Source organism: Streptomyces marokkonensis (assembly GCF_008312835.1).
Lineage (GTDB): Bacteria > Actinomycetota > Actinomycetes > Streptomycetales > Streptomycetaceae > Streptomyces > Streptomyces marokkonensis_A.
In genome coordinates this window covers 385,089-400,505 of the sequence record NZ_VSKS01000001.1, presented here as the reverse complement: position 1 = coordinate 400,505, position 15,417 = coordinate 385,089, and the positions used below count along the sequence as shown (strand labels likewise).

The 15,417-nt window shown below is 71.1% G+C and carries 16 protein-coding genes; 13 read left to right on the top strand and 3 right to left on the bottom strand.

Annotation, left to right across the window (positions count from 1 at the left end; genetic code table 11):
* The first annotated feature begins 19 nt into the window (after window positions 1-19).
* The 12 genes from F1615_RS01785 (at window position 20) to F1615_RS01730 (ending at window position 10,190) form a co-directional block, all read left to right on the top strand.
* Window positions 20-592, top strand: a complete 573-nt coding sequence (locus tag F1615_RS01785) for a GNAT family N-acetyltransferase (protein ID WP_149547042.1) — start codon at window positions 20-22, stop codon at window positions 590-592.
* Window positions 593-719: 127 nt separating this feature from the next.
* A complete protein-coding gene (locus F1615_RS37040) occupies window positions 720-803 on the top strand; it encodes a putative leader peptide (RefSeq protein ID WP_310887545.1) in 84 nt (27 codons plus the stop codon).
* 127 nt (window positions 804-930) lie between these two features.
* The gene (locus F1615_RS01780) at window positions 931-2,646 is read left to right on the top strand and encodes a nitrite/sulfite reductase (protein ID WP_149547041.1); all 1,716 of its coding nucleotides are present in this window, start codon (window positions 931-933) and stop codon (window positions 2,644-2,646) included.
* Window positions 2,643-2,822, top strand: coding sequence for a hypothetical protein (locus F1615_RS36095; RefSeq protein WP_149547040.1), 180 nt, complete (start codon window positions 2,643-2,645; stop codon window positions 2,820-2,822). Before F1615_RS01780 ends, F1615_RS36095 begins: the two co-directional genes overlap by 4 nt.
* On the top strand, window positions 2,819-3,529 hold the full coding sequence (locus F1615_RS01770; RefSeq protein WP_149547039.1) for a phosphoadenylyl-sulfate reductase: 711 nt from the start codon (window positions 2,819-2,821) through the stop codon (window positions 3,527-3,529). Before F1615_RS36095 ends, F1615_RS01770 begins: the two co-directional genes overlap by 4 nt.
* Before the next feature lie 35 nt (window positions 3,530-3,564).
* Window positions 3,565-4,101 carry an adenylyl-sulfate kinase gene (gene cysC / locus F1615_RS01765; protein ID WP_149547038.1) on the top strand — a complete coding sequence of 179 codons (537 nt, stop codon included), beginning with the start codon at window positions 3,565-3,567 and terminating at the stop codon, window positions 4,099-4,101.
* The gene (gene cysD, locus F1615_RS01760; RefSeq protein ID WP_149547037.1) at window positions 4,098-5,033 is read left to right on the top strand and encodes a sulfate adenylyltransferase subunit CysD; all 936 of its coding nucleotides are present in this window, start codon (window positions 4,098-4,100) and stop codon (window positions 5,031-5,033) included. Before cysC ends, cysD begins: the two co-directional genes overlap by 4 nt.
* A gap of 2 nt (window positions 5,034-5,035) precedes the next feature.
* Window positions 5,036-6,370, top strand: coding sequence for a sulfate adenylyltransferase subunit 1 (locus F1615_RS01755; protein ID WP_149547036.1), 1,335 nt, complete (start codon window positions 5,036-5,038; stop codon window positions 6,368-6,370).
* Between the two features lie 262 nt (window positions 6,371-6,632).
* Window positions 6,633-7,736 (top strand): aliphatic sulfonate ABC transporter substrate-binding protein, encoded by a 1,104-nt coding sequence (locus tag F1615_RS01745; RefSeq protein WP_149547034.1) that lies wholly within the window; start codon window positions 6,633-6,635, stop codon window positions 7,734-7,736.
* 36 nt (window positions 7,737-7,772) lie between these two features.
* Window positions 7,773-8,561 (top strand): ABC transporter ATP-binding protein, encoded by a 789-nt coding sequence (locus F1615_RS01740; protein WP_149547033.1) that lies wholly within the window; start codon window positions 7,773-7,775, stop codon window positions 8,559-8,561.
* Window positions 8,548-9,444, top strand: a complete 897-nt coding sequence (locus F1615_RS01735; RefSeq protein WP_037925923.1) for an ABC transporter permease — start codon at window positions 8,548-8,550, stop codon at window positions 9,442-9,444. The genes F1615_RS01740 and F1615_RS01735 overlap by 14 nt, the downstream gene beginning before the upstream one ends.
* Before the next feature lie 8 nt (window positions 9,445-9,452).
* Window positions 9,453-10,190 (top strand): sirohydrochlorin chelatase, encoded by a 738-nt coding sequence (locus F1615_RS01730; protein WP_149547032.1) that lies wholly within the window; start codon window positions 9,453-9,455, stop codon window positions 10,188-10,190.
* A 51-nt stretch (window positions 10,191-10,241) separates the two neighbouring features.
* On the opposite strand, the gene F1615_RS01725 is transcribed toward F1615_RS01730, so the two are convergent.
* Window positions 10,242-10,859 (bottom strand): DsbA family protein, encoded by a 618-nt coding sequence (locus F1615_RS01725; protein WP_149547031.1) that lies wholly within the window; start codon window positions 10,857-10,859, stop codon window positions 10,242-10,244.
* 95 nt (window positions 10,860-10,954) lie between these two features.
* A complete protein-coding gene (locus F1615_RS01720) occupies window positions 10,955-11,503 on the bottom strand; it encodes a DUF1697 domain-containing protein (protein WP_149547030.1) in 549 nt (182 codons plus the stop codon).
* Between the two features lie 374 nt (window positions 11,504-11,877).
* On the opposite strand from F1615_RS01720, the gene F1615_RS01715 reads away from it, so the two are divergent.
* Window positions 11,878-14,127 (top strand): MMPL family transporter, encoded by a 2,250-nt coding sequence (locus F1615_RS01715; RefSeq protein ID WP_149547029.1) that lies wholly within the window; start codon window positions 11,878-11,880, stop codon window positions 14,125-14,127.
* Window positions 14,128-14,206: 79 nt separating this feature from the next.
* On the opposite strand, the gene mgt is transcribed toward F1615_RS01715, so the two are convergent.
* Window positions 14,207-15,406: a macrolide-inactivating glycosyltransferase gene (gene mgt, locus F1615_RS01710; protein ID WP_425385611.1), complete on the bottom strand. Its 1,200-nt coding sequence runs from the start codon at window positions 15,404-15,406 to the stop codon at window positions 14,207-14,209.
* Window positions 15,407-15,417 lie beyond the last annotated feature (11 nt).

The window sequence follows — 15,417 nt, the reverse complement described above, 5'->3', positions numbered from 1 at the left end:
GGATGGTTCCCTTTCGGACATGACGACCATCTCCGTGACCACCTGGTCCCTGGAGCAGACCGCGCCCACCGATCTCCGTCCGGCCGCCGTGCCCGAGGGAGACGTGCGGGTGGTCCGCTCCGAGGTGCCCTCCCCCGAGTTCAGCCGTTTCCTGTACGCCTCGGTCGGCGGTGACATCCGTTGGACCGACCGGCTGGGCTGGACGTACGCGCAGTGGCTGGAGCACCTGGACCGGCCCGGGGTGGAGACGTGGGTCGCCCACGACCGCGGGACTCCGGCGGGTTACGTGGAGCTGGAGGCGCAGGAGGACGGGGTCGTCGAGATCGTCTACTTCGGTCTCGTCGCCGCCTTCCGGGGACGGCGCATCGGCGGGCACCTGCTGTCGTACGGCACGGCCCGCGCCTGGGACCTGGCGGACCGCTGGCCGGGACTGAAGCCGACCAGGCGGGTGTGGCTGCACACGTGCAGCAAGGACGGCGAGCACGCGATGGACAACTACCGGCGCCGGGGCTTCACCCTTTTCGACACCAAGGTCGAGGAGGAGACCCAGGTGCGGACGCCGGGCCCGTGGCCGGGGGCCTACCCGGGCTGACCAGCGCGGACAAGACCGCGCGCGGCGCTTGTGACCAAGGACACCCTTGTCTCTCATATCGAGACAAGGGTGTCCGCATTTTGGACAAAGCTGGACTGTGTCCAGAACGCCGTGCCAGGCTTCCGCCATGCCTGGAACTGGAATCGCCTTGGTGAGTCGGCGGCACGTCGACCTCGGCCGCATGTCCAGCGCCATCTGTCCGGCGCGCTGAGAGCACCCAGCACCGCCCGGCCCCCCTCTTCGCCTCACTCCCCGCGCAATGACGCGCACTCCCTTTCGTGCGCCTGCATGCGCAGGTCAGAGCATTCTTCCCGCCTGTCCCGAAGGACGTATCAACCATGGCCGCCACCCCGCAGACGCCTGCCGTCGCGCAGAATCCTGCCGCCGCGACTCCCCGCCGCAAGGTGAGCCGTCACCGCGGAGAGGGACAGTGGGCCGCGGGACACTTCACCCCGCTCAACGGCAACGAGCAGGTCAAGAAGGACGACGACGGTCTCAATGTGCGGACACGCATTGAGACGATCTACTCCCAGCGCGGTTTCGACTCGATCGATCCCAGCGACCTGCGCGGCCGGATGCGCTGGTGGGGGCTCTACACCCAGCGCCGGCCCGGGATCGACGGCGGCAAGACCGCGATCCTGGAGCCGGAGGAGCTGGACGACGAGTACTTCATGCTGCGGGTGCGCATCGACGGTGGCGCGCTGACCACCCGGCAGCTGCGGGTGATCGGTGAGGTCTCGCAGGAGTTCGCGCGCGGCACCGCGGACATCACCGACCGGCAGAACGTCCAGTACCACTGGATCCGCATCGAGGACGTGCCCGCGATCTGGGACCGTCTGGAGGCCGTCGGCCTCTCCACGGTCACCGCCTGCGGCGACACCCCCCGCGTGATGATCGCCTCCCCCGTCGCCGGCATCGCCGAGGACGAGATCATCGACGGCACCCCGGCGCTGGAGGAGATGAAGCGCCGCGTCCTGGGCAACAAGGCGTACTCGAACCTGCCCCGGAAGTTCAAGACGGCCATCTCCGGCTCGCCCGTCCTCGACGTGGTGCACGAGATCAACGACGTCGCGTTCGTCGGCGTCCGCCACCCCGAGCACGGGCCGGGCTTCGACCTGTGGGTCGGCGGCGGTCTGTCCACCAACCCCAAACTGGGCGTGCGGCTGGGCACCTGGGTCCCGATCGAGGACGTTCCCGACGTCTACGAGGGCGTCCTGTCGATCTTCCGCGACTACGGCTACCGCCGGCTGCGCAACCGGGCGCGGCTGAAGTTCCTGGTCGCCGACTGGGGTCCGGAGAAGTTCCGCCAGGTGCTGGAGGACGAGTACCTCCGCCGCAGGCTGACCGACGGTCCGGCGCCCGAGCAGCCGGTGCAGCAGTGGCGCGACCACATCGGCGTGCACCGCCAGAAGGACGGCCGCTTCTACGTCGGTTTCGCCCCGCGCGTCGGCCGCGTCGACGGCACCACGCTCACCAAGATCGCCGACCTCGCGGAGGCCCACGGCTCGGGCCGGGTGCGGACCACCGTCGAGCAGAAGATGATCATCCTCGATGTCGAGGAGGGCCAGGTCGACTCCCTCGTCGAGTCCCTGGAGGCACTGGACCTCAGCGCCAGGCCCTCCCCGTTCCGGCGCGGCACGATGGCCTGCACCGGCATCGAGTTCTGCAAGCTCGCCATCGTCGAGACCAAGGCGCGCGGCGCCTCGCTGATCGACGAACTCGAGCGCCGCATCCCGGATTTCGACGAGCCGATCACCATCAACCTCAACGGCTGCCCGAACGCCTGCGCCCGCATCCAGGTGGCGGACATCGGTCTCAAGGGCCAGTTGATGCTCGACGAGCACGGTCAGCAGGTCGAGGGCTACCAGGTCCACCTCGGCGGCGCGCTCGGCCTGGAGGCCGGCTTCGGCCGCAAGGTGCGCGGTCTGAAGGTCACCGCGGACGAACTGCCGGACTACGTCGAGCGGGTGCTGAAGCGCTTCCAGGCGGAGCGCGAGGACGGCGAGCGGTTCGCCGCCTGGGTCGGCCGCGCCCCGGAAGAGGCCCTGTCGTGAGCGAGCGTGCCGCGCCCTTCCACTGCCCCTACTGCGGCGACGAGGACCTGCGCCCGGGGGAACAGGGCCACGGTGCGTGGGAGTGCGGCGCGTGCAACCGAGCCTTTCAGCTGAAGTTCCTCGGGCTGCTCGCCCGGGGACTTGAGCGATCCGACACGGGAGGGGACCGGACATGACGACTGTTCAGGAAGAGCGCGCCACGGCCGACTTGAAGGCGCTGGCGGAGCAGGCGGGCCGCGACCTGGAGGAGGCGTCCGCGGCGGAGATCCTCACGTGGGCCGCCGAGACCTTCGGCAACCGCTTCTGCGTGACCTCCTCGATGGAGGACGCGGTGGTCGCCCACCTCGCCTCCCGGGTGATGCCCGGCGTGGACGTCGTGTTCCTCGACACCGGCTACCACTTCCCGGAGACCATCGGCACCCGGGACGCGGTCGAGGCCGTGATGGACGTCAACCTCATCACGCTGACCCCCCGGCAGACGGTCGCCGAGCAGGACGCGGAGTACGGCCCGAAGCTGCACGACCGCGACCCCGACCTGTGCTGCGGGCTGCGCAAGGTGCGGCCGCTGGAGGAAGGCCTGAAGGACTATCTGGCCTGGGCGACCGGGCTGCGCCGCGACGAGTCCCCGACCCGGGCGAACACCCCGGTCGTCGGCTGGGACGAGAAGCGGCGGAAGGTCAAGATCTCCCCCATCGCCCGCTGGACCCAGGACGACGTGGACGCCTACGTCGCCGAGCACGGCGTCCTCACCAACCCGCTGCTGATGGACGGCTACGCCTCCGTGGGCTGCGCCCCCTGCACCCGCCGGGTCCTGGAGGGCGAGGACGCGCGCGCCGGCCGCTGGGCGGGCCGCGCCAAGACCGAGTGCGGGCTGCACGGCTGACCATGACCGCGCCTTCGACGAACCAGGAGAATTACGTGACGACCGGAGCCACCGTCTGGCTCACGGGTCTGCCGAGCGCCGGCAAGACCACCATCGCCCACGAGCTGGCCGGCCGGCTGCGCGAGCAGGGCCGGCGGGTCGAGGTGCTCGACGGCGACGAGATCCGCGAGTTCATCTCGGCGGGCCTCGGCTTCAGCCGCGAGGACCGGCACACCAACGTGCAGCGCATCGGCTTCGTCGCCGAACTGCTCGCCCGCAACGGCGTCACCGCGCTCGTCCCGGTGATCGCGCCGTACGCCGACAGCCGGGACGCGGTCCGTGGGCGGCACGCGGCGAGCGGAACGCCCTACGTCGAGGTGCACGTGGCCACCCCGGTCGAGGTGTGCTCCGTACGCGATGTGAAGGGCCTGTACGCCAAGCAGGCCGCGGGTGAACTCACCGGCCTCACCGGCGTGGACGACCCGTACGAGGAGCCCGAGAAGCCCGATCTGCGGATCGAGTCGCAGAACCAGACCGTGCAGGAGTCCGCGGCGTCGGTGTACGCCCTGCTCAGCGAAAGGGGACTGGCATGACGACCGTCGCCACTGTCGAGGAGGGTACGGCCAGTCCGTACGCCCTCTCCCACCTGGACGCCCTCGAGTCCGAGGCGGTGCACATCTTCCGCGAGGTGGCGGGCGAGTTCGAGAAGCCGGTGATCCTGTTCTCCGGCGGCAAGGACTCCATCCTCATGCTGCACCTGGCGCTGAAGGCCTTCGCCCCGGCGCCGGTCCCCTTCACGCTGCTGCACGTGGACACCGGGCACAACTTCCCCGAGGTCCTCGACTACCGCGACCGCACGGTCGCCAGGCACGGGCTGCGGCTGCACGTCGCCTCGGTGCAGGACTACATCGACCGCGGGGTGCTCAAGGAGCGTCCGGACGGCACCCGCAACCCGCTGCAGACGGTGCCGCTCACCGAGAAGATCCAGAGCGAGCGGTTCGACGCCGTGTTCGGCGGCGGGCGCCGGGACGAGGAGAAGGCCCGCGCGAAGGAGCGGGTGTTCTCGCTGCGCGACGAGTTCTCCCAGTGGGACCCGCGCCGCCAGCGCCCCGAGCTGTGGAACCTGTACAACGGCCGGCACGCCCCCGGGGAGCACGTCCGCGTCTTCCCGCTGTCCAACTGGACCGAGCTGGACGTGTGGCAGTACATCGCCCGCGAGGGCATCGAACTGCCCGAGATCTACTACGCGCACGAGCGCGAGGTGTTCCGGCGCGGCGACATGTGGCTGACCGCCGGTGAGTGGGGCGGCCCCAAGGACGGCGAGAGGGTCGAGAAGCGGCTGGTGCGCTACCGGACCGTGGGCGACATGTCCTGCACCGGCGCGGTGGACTCCGACGCCGACACCATCGAGAAGGTGATCACCGAGATCGCCGCCTCCCGGCTCACCGAGCGCGGTGCCACCCGCGCCGACGACAAGCTCTCCGAGGCCGCGATGGAAGACCGCAAGCGCGAGGGGTACTTCTAGACATGAGCACCATCACGACCGAGGAGCTCGCGGCCACCACCCTGCTGCGGTTCGCCACCGCCGGTTCCGTCGACGACGGCAAGTCCACCCTGGTGGGCCGGCTGCTGCACGACTCCAAGTCGGTCCTCACCGACCAGCTGGAGGCCGTGGCGCGCGCGTCGGCGAACCGCGGCCAGGAGGCGCCCGACCTCGCGCTACTCACCGACGGCCTGCGGGCCGAGCGGGAGCAGGGCATCACCATCGACGTGGCCTACCGCTACTTCGCCACGCCCCGGCGCCGGTTCATCCTCGCCGACACCCCGGGCCATGTGCAGTACACGCGGAACATGGTCACCGGCGCGTCGACGGCCGAGCTGACGGTGATCCTCGTCGACGCCCGCAACGGTGTCGTCGAGCAGACCCGGCGGCACGCCGCCATCGCCGCCCTGCTGCGGGTCCCGCACGTCGTCCTCGCCGTCAACAAGATGGACCTGGTCGACTACCGGGAGTCCGTGTTCGCCGCGATCGCCGAGGAGTTCACGGCGTACGCGAGCGAGCTGGGCGTCCCCGAGGTCACCGCGATCCCGATCTCGGCGCTGGTCGGCGACAACGTGGTGGAGCCGTCCGCGCACATGGACTGGTACGGCGGGCCGACGGTGCTGGAGCACCTGGAGACCGTCCCGGTCAGCCACGACCTGGCGCACTGCCACGCGCGGCTGCCCGTGCAGTACGTGATCCGGCCGCAGAGCGCCGAGCACCCGGACTACCGGGGCTACGCCGGCCAGATCGCGGCGGGCACCTTCCGGGTGGGCGACGAGGTGACCGTGCTGCCGTCCGGGCGCACGACCACGGTCACCGGGATCGACCTGCTGGGCAAGCCCGTCGACGCCGCGTGGACGCCGCAGTCGGTGACGCTGCTGCTGGCCGACGACATCGACATCTCCCGCGGTGACCTGATCGTCCCCAGCAAGGACGCGCCGGCCACCTCGCAGGACGTCGAGGCCACCGTGTGCCACGTCGCCGACCAGCCGCTGACCGTCGGCCACCGGGTCCTGCTCAAGCACGGCACCCGCACCGTCAAGGCGATCGTGAAGGACATCCCGTCCCGGCTGACGCTGGACGACCTGTCCCTGCACCCGCACCCGGGCCGGCTGACCGCCAACGACATCGGCCGGGTGAAGATCCGTACCGCCGAACCGCTGCCCGCCGACTCCTACGCGGACTCGCGGCGTACCGGCTCGTTCATCCTCATCGACCCCGGTGACGGCACCACGCTCACCGCGGGCATGGTCGGCGAGTCGTTCGCCGCGCCGGAGCCCGTCAAGGACGAGGCCGACGAGGACGGGTGGGACTTCTGAGCATGAACTCCACCGATTTCTGCACCGGGTTCGGCACCGGGTTCGCGAAGGAGGGCGGCCGTGTCGGCTGGGGGTCCCCCCGGAAGAAGTCCGGGGGAGGCGCCCTCGGCGCCGGACAGGGCGGAGTGGGCCGATGTGTGCGATGACGTACGCGCACCGCTCGCGCGCCCTCACCTCCCACCGCCGTAGACGAAAACCTGCCGACTTCCCGGCCACGACCTGAGAGACCGTGACCGCCGGGCCACCGAGAGGAACACCTCCCGTGCCTGCCACATCCGTCCTGCGCCGTGCCCTCGCCGTCACAGCCCTGCTCCCGCTGCTCTCCTTGGCCGCCTGCGGCTACGGGTCCCAGGCCAAGGACGACGACTCCGTGAAGGTCGCCGCCGGGGCGAAGAAGATCGACGGTCTCGACTCCGTCAGGATCGGCTACTTCGGCAACCTGACCCACGGCACCGCGCTGGTGGGCAACAAGAAGGGCCTGTTCCAGAGGGCACTCGGCGCCACGGAGGCGAAGTACGCCGTGTTCAACGCGGGGCCGTCGGAGATCGAGGCGCTCAACTCCGGTTCCATCGACATCGGCTTCATCGGCCCCTCCCCCGCCATCAACGGCTACACCAAGTCCGGCGGCAAGAACCTGCGCATCATCGGCGGTTCGGCGTCCGGCGGGGTCAGGCTCGTGGTGAACCCGGACAGGGTGACGTCCCTGAAGGACGTCGAGGGCAAGCGGATCGCGACCCCGCAGCTCGGCAACACCCAGGACGTCGCGTTCCTCAACTGGGCTGCCGGGCAGGGCTGGAAGGTCGACGCCCAGAGCGGCAAGGGCGACGTCACGGTCGTCCGCAGCGACAACAAGGTCACCCCGGACGCGTTCAGGGCCGGGTCGATCGACGGCGCCTGGGTGCCGGAACCGACCGCGTCGAAGCTGGTCGCCGAGGGCGGCAAGGTACTGCTGGACGAGTCGTCCCTGTGGCCGGACGAGAAGTTCGTGATCACGAACATCATCGTGCGCCAGGAGTTCCTGAAGGAGCACCCGAAGGCCGTCGAGGCGGTGCTGAAGGCGTCCGTCGAGACCAACCGGTGGATCAACGCCCACCCGGACGAGGCGAAGACCGTCGCCAACGAGCAGTTGGCGGCCGACTCCGGCAAGGCGCTGCCGGCCGAGGTGCTGGACCCGGCGTGGAAGTCCATCCGGTTCACCGACGACCCGCTGGCCGCCACGCTCGACGCCCAGGCGGAGCACGCCGTCGAGGCGGGCCTGCTGGAGCAGCCGGACCTGGACGGCGTCTACGACCTCACGCTGCTCAACAAGGTCCTGAAGGCGGCGGGCGAGCCCGCCGCCGACGACGCCGGACTCGGCGCCAGGTAAGCCCGGATCACGAAGAGTTCCCAGGAGGTGACGACCATGGCCACGACCCTCGCCAAGGCCGCCGACGGCATCGGAGCGGCCACGCACGCCGCCCGGATCGAGCATGTCTCGAAGTCGTTCGCGGGCCCGGCCGGGCAGCAGCTCGTGCTGGACGACATCACGCTCGATGTCGCGCCCGGTGAGTTCGTCACCCTCCTGGGTGCCTCGGGCTGCGGCAAGTCCACGCTGCTGAACCTGGTCGCGGGCCTGGACCGGCCCACGGCCGGCGGGATCAGCACGGACGGACGGCCGGCCCTGATGTTCCAGGAGCACGCGCTCTTCCCGTGGCTGACCGCGGGCAAGAACATCGAACTGGCCCTGAAGCTGCGGGGCGTGCCGAAGAACGAGCGCCGCGGGCGGGCCGAGGAGCTGCTGGAGCTCGTACGGCTGAAGGGCGCGCACGGCAAGCGGGTGCACGAGCTGTCCGGCGGCATGCGTCAGCGGGTCGCGCTGGCCCGGGCGCTCGCCCAGGAGAGCAGGCTGCTGCTGATGGACGAGCCGTTCGCGGCCCTCGACGCCATCACCCGGGACGTGCTGCACGACGAGCTGACCCGCATCTGGCGCGAGACGCAGCTCTCGGTCCTGTTCGTCACGCACAACGTGCGCGAGGCGGTCCGGCTCGCGCAGCGGGTGGTGCTGCTGTCCTCCCGCCCGGGCCGGATCGCCCGTGAGTGGACCGTCGGCATTCCGCATCCGCGCCGTATCGAGGACACCGCCGTGGCGGAACTGTCCGTCGAGATCACCGAAGAACTCCGTGGGGAGATCCGCCGTCATGGCCAGCACTGAGACGACCGCGAAGGACAAGGACGGGGGCGACCTCGCCGGTCTGGAGGCGGGGCTCGACGCACTGGAGACGGTGCAGACCGGCCGCAGGCCGCTGCGGCTGACCCTCAGGGAGAAGGTCCTGCCGCCGGTGGTGGCCGCCGTGCTGGTGCTGGCGGTGTGGCAGGCCCTGGTCTCCTTCGAGATCGTCGACGATCCGACCAAACTGCCCTCGCCGGGCGCGGTGTGGCACGTCCTGCGCGAGGCGTGGCTCCAGGGCGAGCTGCTCGGCTACATCTGGACCTCCGTCTCGCGCGGCCTGCTGGGCTTCTTCTTCGCGCTGCTGATCGGCACCCCGCTGGGGCTGCTGGTGGCGCGGGTGAAGGTGGTGCGCGCCGCGATCGGGCCGATCCTGTCCGGTCTGCAGTCGCTGCCGTCGGTGGCGTGGGTGCCGCCGGCGGTGATCTGGCTCGGCCTGAACAACTCGATGATGTACGCCGTGATCCTGCTCGGCGCGGTGCCCTCGATCGCCAACGGTCTGGTCTCCGGCGTCGACCAGGTGCCCCCGCTGTTCCTGCGGGCCGGGCGGACCCTGGGCGCGACGGGGCTGAAGGGCACCTGGTACGTGGTGCTGCCGGCCGCGCTGCCCGGCTATGTGGCGGGCCTGAAGCAGGGGTGGGCGTTCTCCTGGCGTTCGCTGATGGCCGCGGAGATCATCGCGTCCTTCCCCGACCTGGGTGTGGGCCTCGGCCAGTTGCTCGAGAACGGCCGCAACGCCAGCGACATGGCCATGGTCTTCGAGGCCATCCTGCTGATCCTGACCGTCGGTATCGCCATCGACCTGCTGATCTTCAGTCCGCTGGAGCGGTGGGTGCTGCGCAGCCGCGGCCTGCTGGTGAAGGGCTGAGTCACGTCATGCGCCGTCCCGTTCTGCTCGTCATCGCCCACGGCAGCCGCGACCCGCGGCACGCCGCGACCGTGCACGACCTGGTGCGGCGGGTGCGGTCGCTGCGGCCGGGACTGCGCGTGGAGACGGGGTTCCTCGACTTCAACATCCCCTCCGTGAAGGGCGTGCTGGAGTCCCTGGACGCGGAGGGCGTCCGCGACGTGGTGGCCCTCCCGCTGCTGCTGACCCGCGCGTTCCACGCCAAGGCGGACATCCCGGCGGTGCTGGCGGAGGCCCCGCGGCGGATGCGGATCCGCCAGGCCGGGGTGCTGGGCCCGTCCCCGCTGCTGCTGGCGGCGCTGGAACGCCGGCTGTACGAGGCGGGCCTGACGCCCGCCGACAAGTCCTCGACCGGGGTCGTGCTGGCCTCGGCGGGGTCCTCCGACCCGGAGGCGATCGCAGTGATCGCAGATATCGCGCGGGAGTGGCGGCACACCGGTTGGTGCGCCGTGCGGCCTGCGTTCGCCTCCGCATCCCTCCCCCGCACCGAGCAGGCGGTAGGCGAACTGCGCGCCCTCGGTTGCGCGCGCGTCGCCGTCGCGCCGTACGTCCTCGCTCCCGGCTTCCTGCCGGACCGCATCGCCCGGGGCGCGGCGGAGGCCGACGTCCTGGCGGACGTGCTGGGCCCGGCGCCGGAAGTGGCGCGGGTGCTGCTGGAGCGGTACAACGAGGCCCGGGTGCCGCTGTTCGCGGCGGTCGGCGCCTGACCCGTCCGCCGGACGCCGTCGCCCCCGGCCCCCGTCGCCGGCGAGGGGTCCTCAGTCGAAGGACAGGCCGCCCGTCCGGGTCCGCTTCAGCTCGAAGAAGTCGGGGTCGGTGGCCAGCACCCGGTAGCTGTCGAAGAGCCGGGCCGCGCGCTCGCCCCGGGGTACGGCCCGCAGCACGGGTCCGAACCACACCGTTCCGTCGACGTGGAGGGTCGGCGTCGCCACATAGGCGCCCGAGTCCGGTTCGGCGCCCGCCTCGTGGCTGCGGCGCACGGCGTCGTCGTACGCCGGGTCGTGCGCGGCGGCGGCCAGGTCCCGGGGCAGGCCGAGTTCGGTGAGGGATTCGGCGATCACGGTGTCGAAGTCCTTCGTGCCGCGCTCGTGGATGCGGGTGCCGAGTGCGGTGTAGAGGTCGCGCAGCACCTTCTCGCCGTGCCGTTCGGCGGCGGCCACCGCCACCCGTACCGGGCCGACGGAGCGGTCGACCAGGTCCCGGTACCAGTCGGGCAGCTCGTTGCCGAGGTTGTGCAGATAAAGGCTCATCACGCGGAAGCGCAGGTCGAGCGGGCGTTCCCGCTCGACCTCCAGCAGCCAGCGGGAGGTGATCCAGGCGAAGGGACAGGCGGGGTCGAACCAGCAGTCGACGCGGGTGGGTGATCCGTTGCTCATGCCGTCGACCGTACGGGCGGCGGGGGGCGGGGACCTGGTCCACTTCGCGGCCCCGGCACTGGTCCAATCCCGGCGGCGACCCGCCCGGTCCCCGGTCAGCCCTCGGTGAGCTCCACGAGCTTCGTCACCGTGTTCCAGTTGCGGGTGGTGGCGACGACGCCCTTGTTGATGCGGGGCCTGGCCAGGTGCTCGGCGAGCCGGGAGCGGCCGAGGCCGTCCGGGGCGTACAGGTACAGCGCGCGGTCACCGAGGCGGAACTCCTCGGGCAGGTACGCCGCCTGGTCGATCTCGGCGAAGCGCTCGGGGGTGACGGGCGCGGAGAAGTAGGTGACGTGGAGCTGCCTGGGCTCCAACGCGTCGGCCGGGAAGGGGCAGCCGTCGGCGACGGCCTTCACGTAGGCGTGATCGCGCACGATCACGTCGACGCCGAACCCGAAGTGCCGCTCGACCGCCCCGGCCAGCTCGGCGGCCAGTGACTCCTCGTCGCCGTGCCCGGAGGTGAACACCGCCTGGCCGCTCTGCAGATGGGTGCGCACCCCCTCGAAGCCGAGGCCCTCCATCAGCGCGCGCAGTTCGGCCATCGGCAGTTTCCTGCTGCCGCCCACGTTGATCCCGCGCAGCAGCGCCGCGTATCTCTTCGACATGGGCACACGATAGGACGGCCGTCGTGCCCCGTGGGGGTGGGCACGACGGCCGGGTCCGCGTGGGGCGGGCTGTGCGGAACTCTGGCGGACCGGTGGGGCCAGGATCAACCGGTACACGCGTCTGTGACTTATTCAACAAGGTTGCGGAAAGGCGGACGGCGCTCCGGAACCCTGATCATCGTCCCCCACGCCCCCGGGTATGTGTAGGGGACCGCCGTCCTCCCCAGTGGGGAGGAGGTGAACGCCGATGGGATGACTCGGCGGCCCGGAGCTTCACCGGACAGCACGACGATATGGCCTTATCCGGCCCCTACCTTCGAAAGGGTCAGGTGGCGGCAGGGGGTCGCTGCCGAACACGAGGGAGCGAGCCCGTCATGGGGAACGGAGATTCGCGGGTACGGGGCCTCGCCGCCCGGGCCGGCGGCTGGAGCGCCCGGCACCGCTGGGCGGCCGTCGGCATCTGGGTGCTGTTCGTCGTGCTGGCGATGGGACTCGGTTCGGCCGCCGGCCGGGTCGACGTCGGCGACAGCGATCAGCTCAAGGGAGAGACCAGCACCGCCGCCCGCATCATCGAGGACGCCGGCATCGAGGAGCCGGCCAGTGAGACCGTGCTCGTCCAGGCGAAGGACGAAGGCCTGACGGCCACGGACGAGGAGTTCCGGTCGGCGGTCACCGCGGTCGTCACGGCCGTGGAGAGGACCGGCGAGGTCACGGACGTCACCTCGCCGTACGAGAGCGACACCATTTCCGAGGACGGGCGCAGCGCGCTGGTCCAGTTCGACGTGCGCGGCGACTCCGACACCGCCGGTGAGCGGGTCGAGCCGGTGCTGAAGGCCGTGGAGGACGTCCAGAAGGACCACGAGTCGCTGCGGATCGAGGAGATCGGCGGCGCCAGCATGATGAAGACGTTCGACGACGCGTTCGGCGACGACTTCAAGAAGGCCGAGTACTCGGCGGTGCCGGTGGCGCTCGGCATCCTGCTGATCGCGTTCGGCGCGCTGGTGGCGGCGCTGCTGCCGGTGGCTCTGGCGATCACCGCGATCATGGCGACGATGGGTCTGATGGGCCTGGTCAGCCATCTCCAGCCGATGAGCGAGACCGCGAACTCGGTGATGCTGCTGGTCGGCCTCGCCGTCGGTGTCGACTACTGCCTGTTCTACCTGCGCCGCGAGCGTGAGGAGCGGGCGGCCGGACGGGACGCACAGACGGCGCTGCGGATCGCCGCCGCGACCAGCGGCCGGGCGATCGTCGTCTCCGGCGTCACCGTGTGTGTCGCCATGGCGGGCATGCTGTTCACCGGGCTCGCGGAGTTCGAGGCGATGGGGCTGGCCTCGCTGATGGTGGTGGCCGTCGCCATGGTCGGTTCGGTCACCGTCCTGCCGGCGCTCCTTTCGCTGCTGGGCGAGCGGGTCGAGAAGGGCCGTCTGCCGTTCCTGCGCCGGCGGCGCACGAGCGGCAGCACGGACAGCCGGTTCTGGACGGCCGTGCTGAAGCGGGTGCTCGCCAAGCCGGTGCTCGCCGTCGTGGTGGCGACCGGTGCGCTGCTCGCCGTGGCCGCTCCCGCGCTCGGGATGAAGACGCAGAACCTCACGCTGGACCAGGAGTTCGGCGACTCGCTGCCGATCGTGCAGACGTACAACCGGGTCAACGAGGCGTTCCCGGGCGGCTCCGAGCCGGCCGAGGTGGTCGTCAGGGCGGACGACATCAACGCGCCCGAGGTGAAGGCCGCGCTCGCCGACTTCCGGGAGCAGGCGGTCAGTTCGGGTGCCTCGCGCGGCCCGGTCGAGATCAAGCTGCACGACCAGCGGAACGTCGCCTTCGTCTACGTGCCGCTGGTCGGCGGTTCCGACCAGGACAGGGCGGGCGAGAGCCTGGACAAGCTCCGCGACGAGGTGCGGCCCGCCACGCTCGGCGAGGTGGACGGTGTCGAGGCGCCGATCACCGGGCAGGTGGCCGGTTCGCAGGACTTCAACGACCAGCTGGTCGGCTCCGTCGTCCCGGTCTTCGCCTTCGTGGTGGTCTTCGCCTTCCTGGTGATGCTGCTGTCGTTCCGCTCGCTGACGGTCGCGATCACCTCGATCGTGCTCAACCTGCTGTCGGTGGGTGCCGCGTACGGCATCCTCGTGGCGGTCTTCCAGCACGGCTGGGGCGCGTCCCTGGTGGGCGCGGAGGGCGTCGGCGCGATCATCACCTGGCTGCCGCTGTTCCTCTTCGTGATCCTGTTCGGCCTGTCGACGGACTACCACGTGTTCGTGGTCTCCCGGATCCGCGAGGCCCGGTTGCGGGGCCGTACGACGCGGGACGCGGTCCAGCACGGCGTGGTCACCACGGCCGGCGTGGTCACCAGTGCCGCGATCATCATGGTCGCCGTGTTCGGGATCTTCGGGACGCTGTCCATGCAGTCCATGAAGCAGATGGGCGTCGGCCTCGCGGCGGCGGTCCTCATCGACGCGACGGTCATCCGGGGTGTGCTGCTCCCGGCGGTGATGGCGCTGCTCGGCGAGCGCAACTGGTACCTGCCGAAGTGGCTGCACCGGATGCCCGACCTGACCCACGACGAGTCGCCGGAGGCGGTCGCGCCGCCCAAGGCGCGGGACGACGAGGGCGAGCGGGTGCCGGTGTGATCCGGTAGGCGCGGCAGGGGCCCGGCGGTTCTCCGCCGGGCCCCTGCCCGTGTCCGGGGGCCGCGCCGCCCGGCGCTCGTCAGCGCCGGGCCGGCAGCTCCGCCTCGATCAGGTCGGCCGCCCTGCGGGTGCCGCCCTCCTCCGCCATCCCGGACCGGACGCCCTTCAGCCGCCGGGCGACCTCCGGGTCGTCGACCAGGGCGAGGGCCGCCGCCCTCAGCACCTCGGCGGTCGCCTCGCCGGCGGGCACATGCCGGGCCACCCCGAGCGCCTGGAGCATCTCGGCGTTGCCGAACTGGTCCACGGCCTGCGGTACGGCGATCATCGGCGTGGCCGTGGCCAGTCCCTCCTGGCTGCCGCCGGCGCCGGCGTGGGTGACGAACAGGTCGGCCTGCTTGAGGACCGCGAGCTGCGGCACCCAGGGGCGCACCTCGACGTTCTCCGGTACGTCCCCCAGCTCGGCGGGGTCGACGTGCCTGCCGATCTGGAGCACCAGGTGCCAGCCGGGCAGATCGGCGAACGCCCTGACGCACTCCCGGTAGAAGTCCGGCTGCTTGGTGAAGGACGATCCGAGCGACACCAGGACGACCTTCTCCGCCCCGGCCGGCCGCTGCCAGTCGCCCTCGGCGCCCCGGTCGCCCTGGCAGGCCCCGACGAAGGAGTACACCCGCTCGTCGACGCGGTCGGCGTGCGGCTGGAGCGCCTTGGGGATCAGGACGAGGGAGCGGTCCGGGCGGCCCACGAAGTCGTCCGGGTGCCGCGTGATCCCGTTCTCCTCCACCCAGGCGTGGAAGCGGGCGTAGTAGGCCCGTCCCCGCTCGGTCTTCTTCGGCTCCTCCCACATCGGCCCGGCGATCTCCTTCTCGTACCCGTCCCAGGCGACGAGGTTCGGCGAGAGGGAGATGACGGGCACGCCCCAGCGGTGGCCGAGCACGCGTGCCGGGTAGGAGGTGATGTCGTGCAGGACGAGGTCGGGCGTGTCCCCCTCGTACGCCTCGATGAGCTGCGGGAGTGCCTGGATGGCGTCGTTCAGGAACGGCTCCACGTTGTCCAGCAGCGTGGTGCCCCAGGCCTCCGGGTCGTCGTCGGGGCCCGGCAGTGTGGTGTTCCACAGCTTGGGTTCGGCGCCCGTTTCGGCGATCTTGTCGGCGAAGAGCGGCGGGATCGCGTACGTGACCCGGTGGCCGCGTGCCACGAGCTCGCGAATCACCTCGAGGCTCGGGTTCACGTGCCCGTGGGCGGCGATGGAGAACATGGCGATGTGAGCGGGACTGGTCATACCGGGACCAT

What these genes read in the sequence shown, in the direction of transcription:
- F1615_RS01785 (WP_149547042.1), top strand. Translation starts at nt 20, where the DNA reads ATGACGACCATCTCCGTGACCACCTGGTCCCTGGAGCAGACCGCGCCC.
- F1615_RS37040 (WP_310887545.1), top strand. Translation starts at nt 720, where the DNA reads ATGCCTGGAACTGGAATCGCCTTGGTGAGTCGGCGGCACGTCGACCTC.
- F1615_RS01780 (WP_149547041.1), top strand. Translation starts at nt 931, where the DNA reads ATGGCCGCCACCCCGCAGACGCCTGCCGTCGCGCAGAATCCTGCCGCC.
- F1615_RS01770 (WP_149547039.1), top strand. Translation starts at nt 2,819, where the DNA reads ATGACGACTGTTCAGGAAGAGCGCGCCACGGCCGACTTGAAGGCGCTG.
- cysD (WP_149547037.1), top strand. Translation starts at nt 4,098, where the DNA reads ATGACGACCGTCGCCACTGTCGAGGAGGGTACGGCCAGTCCGTACGCC.
- F1615_RS01755 (WP_149547036.1), top strand. Translation starts at nt 5,036, where the DNA reads ATGAGCACCATCACGACCGAGGAGCTCGCGGCCACCACCCTGCTGCGG.
- F1615_RS01740 (WP_149547033.1), top strand. Translation starts at nt 7,773, where the DNA reads ATGGCCACGACCCTCGCCAAGGCCGCCGACGGCATCGGAGCGGCCACG.
- F1615_RS01735 (WP_037925923.1), top strand. Translation starts at nt 8,548, where the DNA reads ATGGCCAGCACTGAGACGACCGCGAAGGACAAGGACGGGGGCGACCTC.
- F1615_RS01730 (WP_149547032.1), top strand. Translation starts at nt 9,453, where the DNA reads ATGCGCCGTCCCGTTCTGCTCGTCATCGCCCACGGCAGCCGCGACCCG.
- F1615_RS01725 (WP_149547031.1), bottom strand. Translation starts at nt 10,859, where the DNA reads ATGAGCAACGGATCACCCACCCGCGTCGACTGCTGGTTCGACCCCGCC.
- F1615_RS01720 (WP_149547030.1), bottom strand. Translation starts at nt 11,503, where the DNA reads ATGTCGAAGAGATACGCGGCGCTGCTGCGCGGGATCAACGTGGGCGGC.
- F1615_RS01715 (WP_149547029.1), top strand. Translation starts at nt 11,878, where the DNA reads ATGGGGAACGGAGATTCGCGGGTACGGGGCCTCGCCGCCCGGGCCGGC.
- mgt (WP_425385611.1), bottom strand. Translation starts at nt 15,406, where the DNA reads ATGACCAGTCCCGCTCACATCGCCATGTTCTCCATCGCCGCCCACGGG.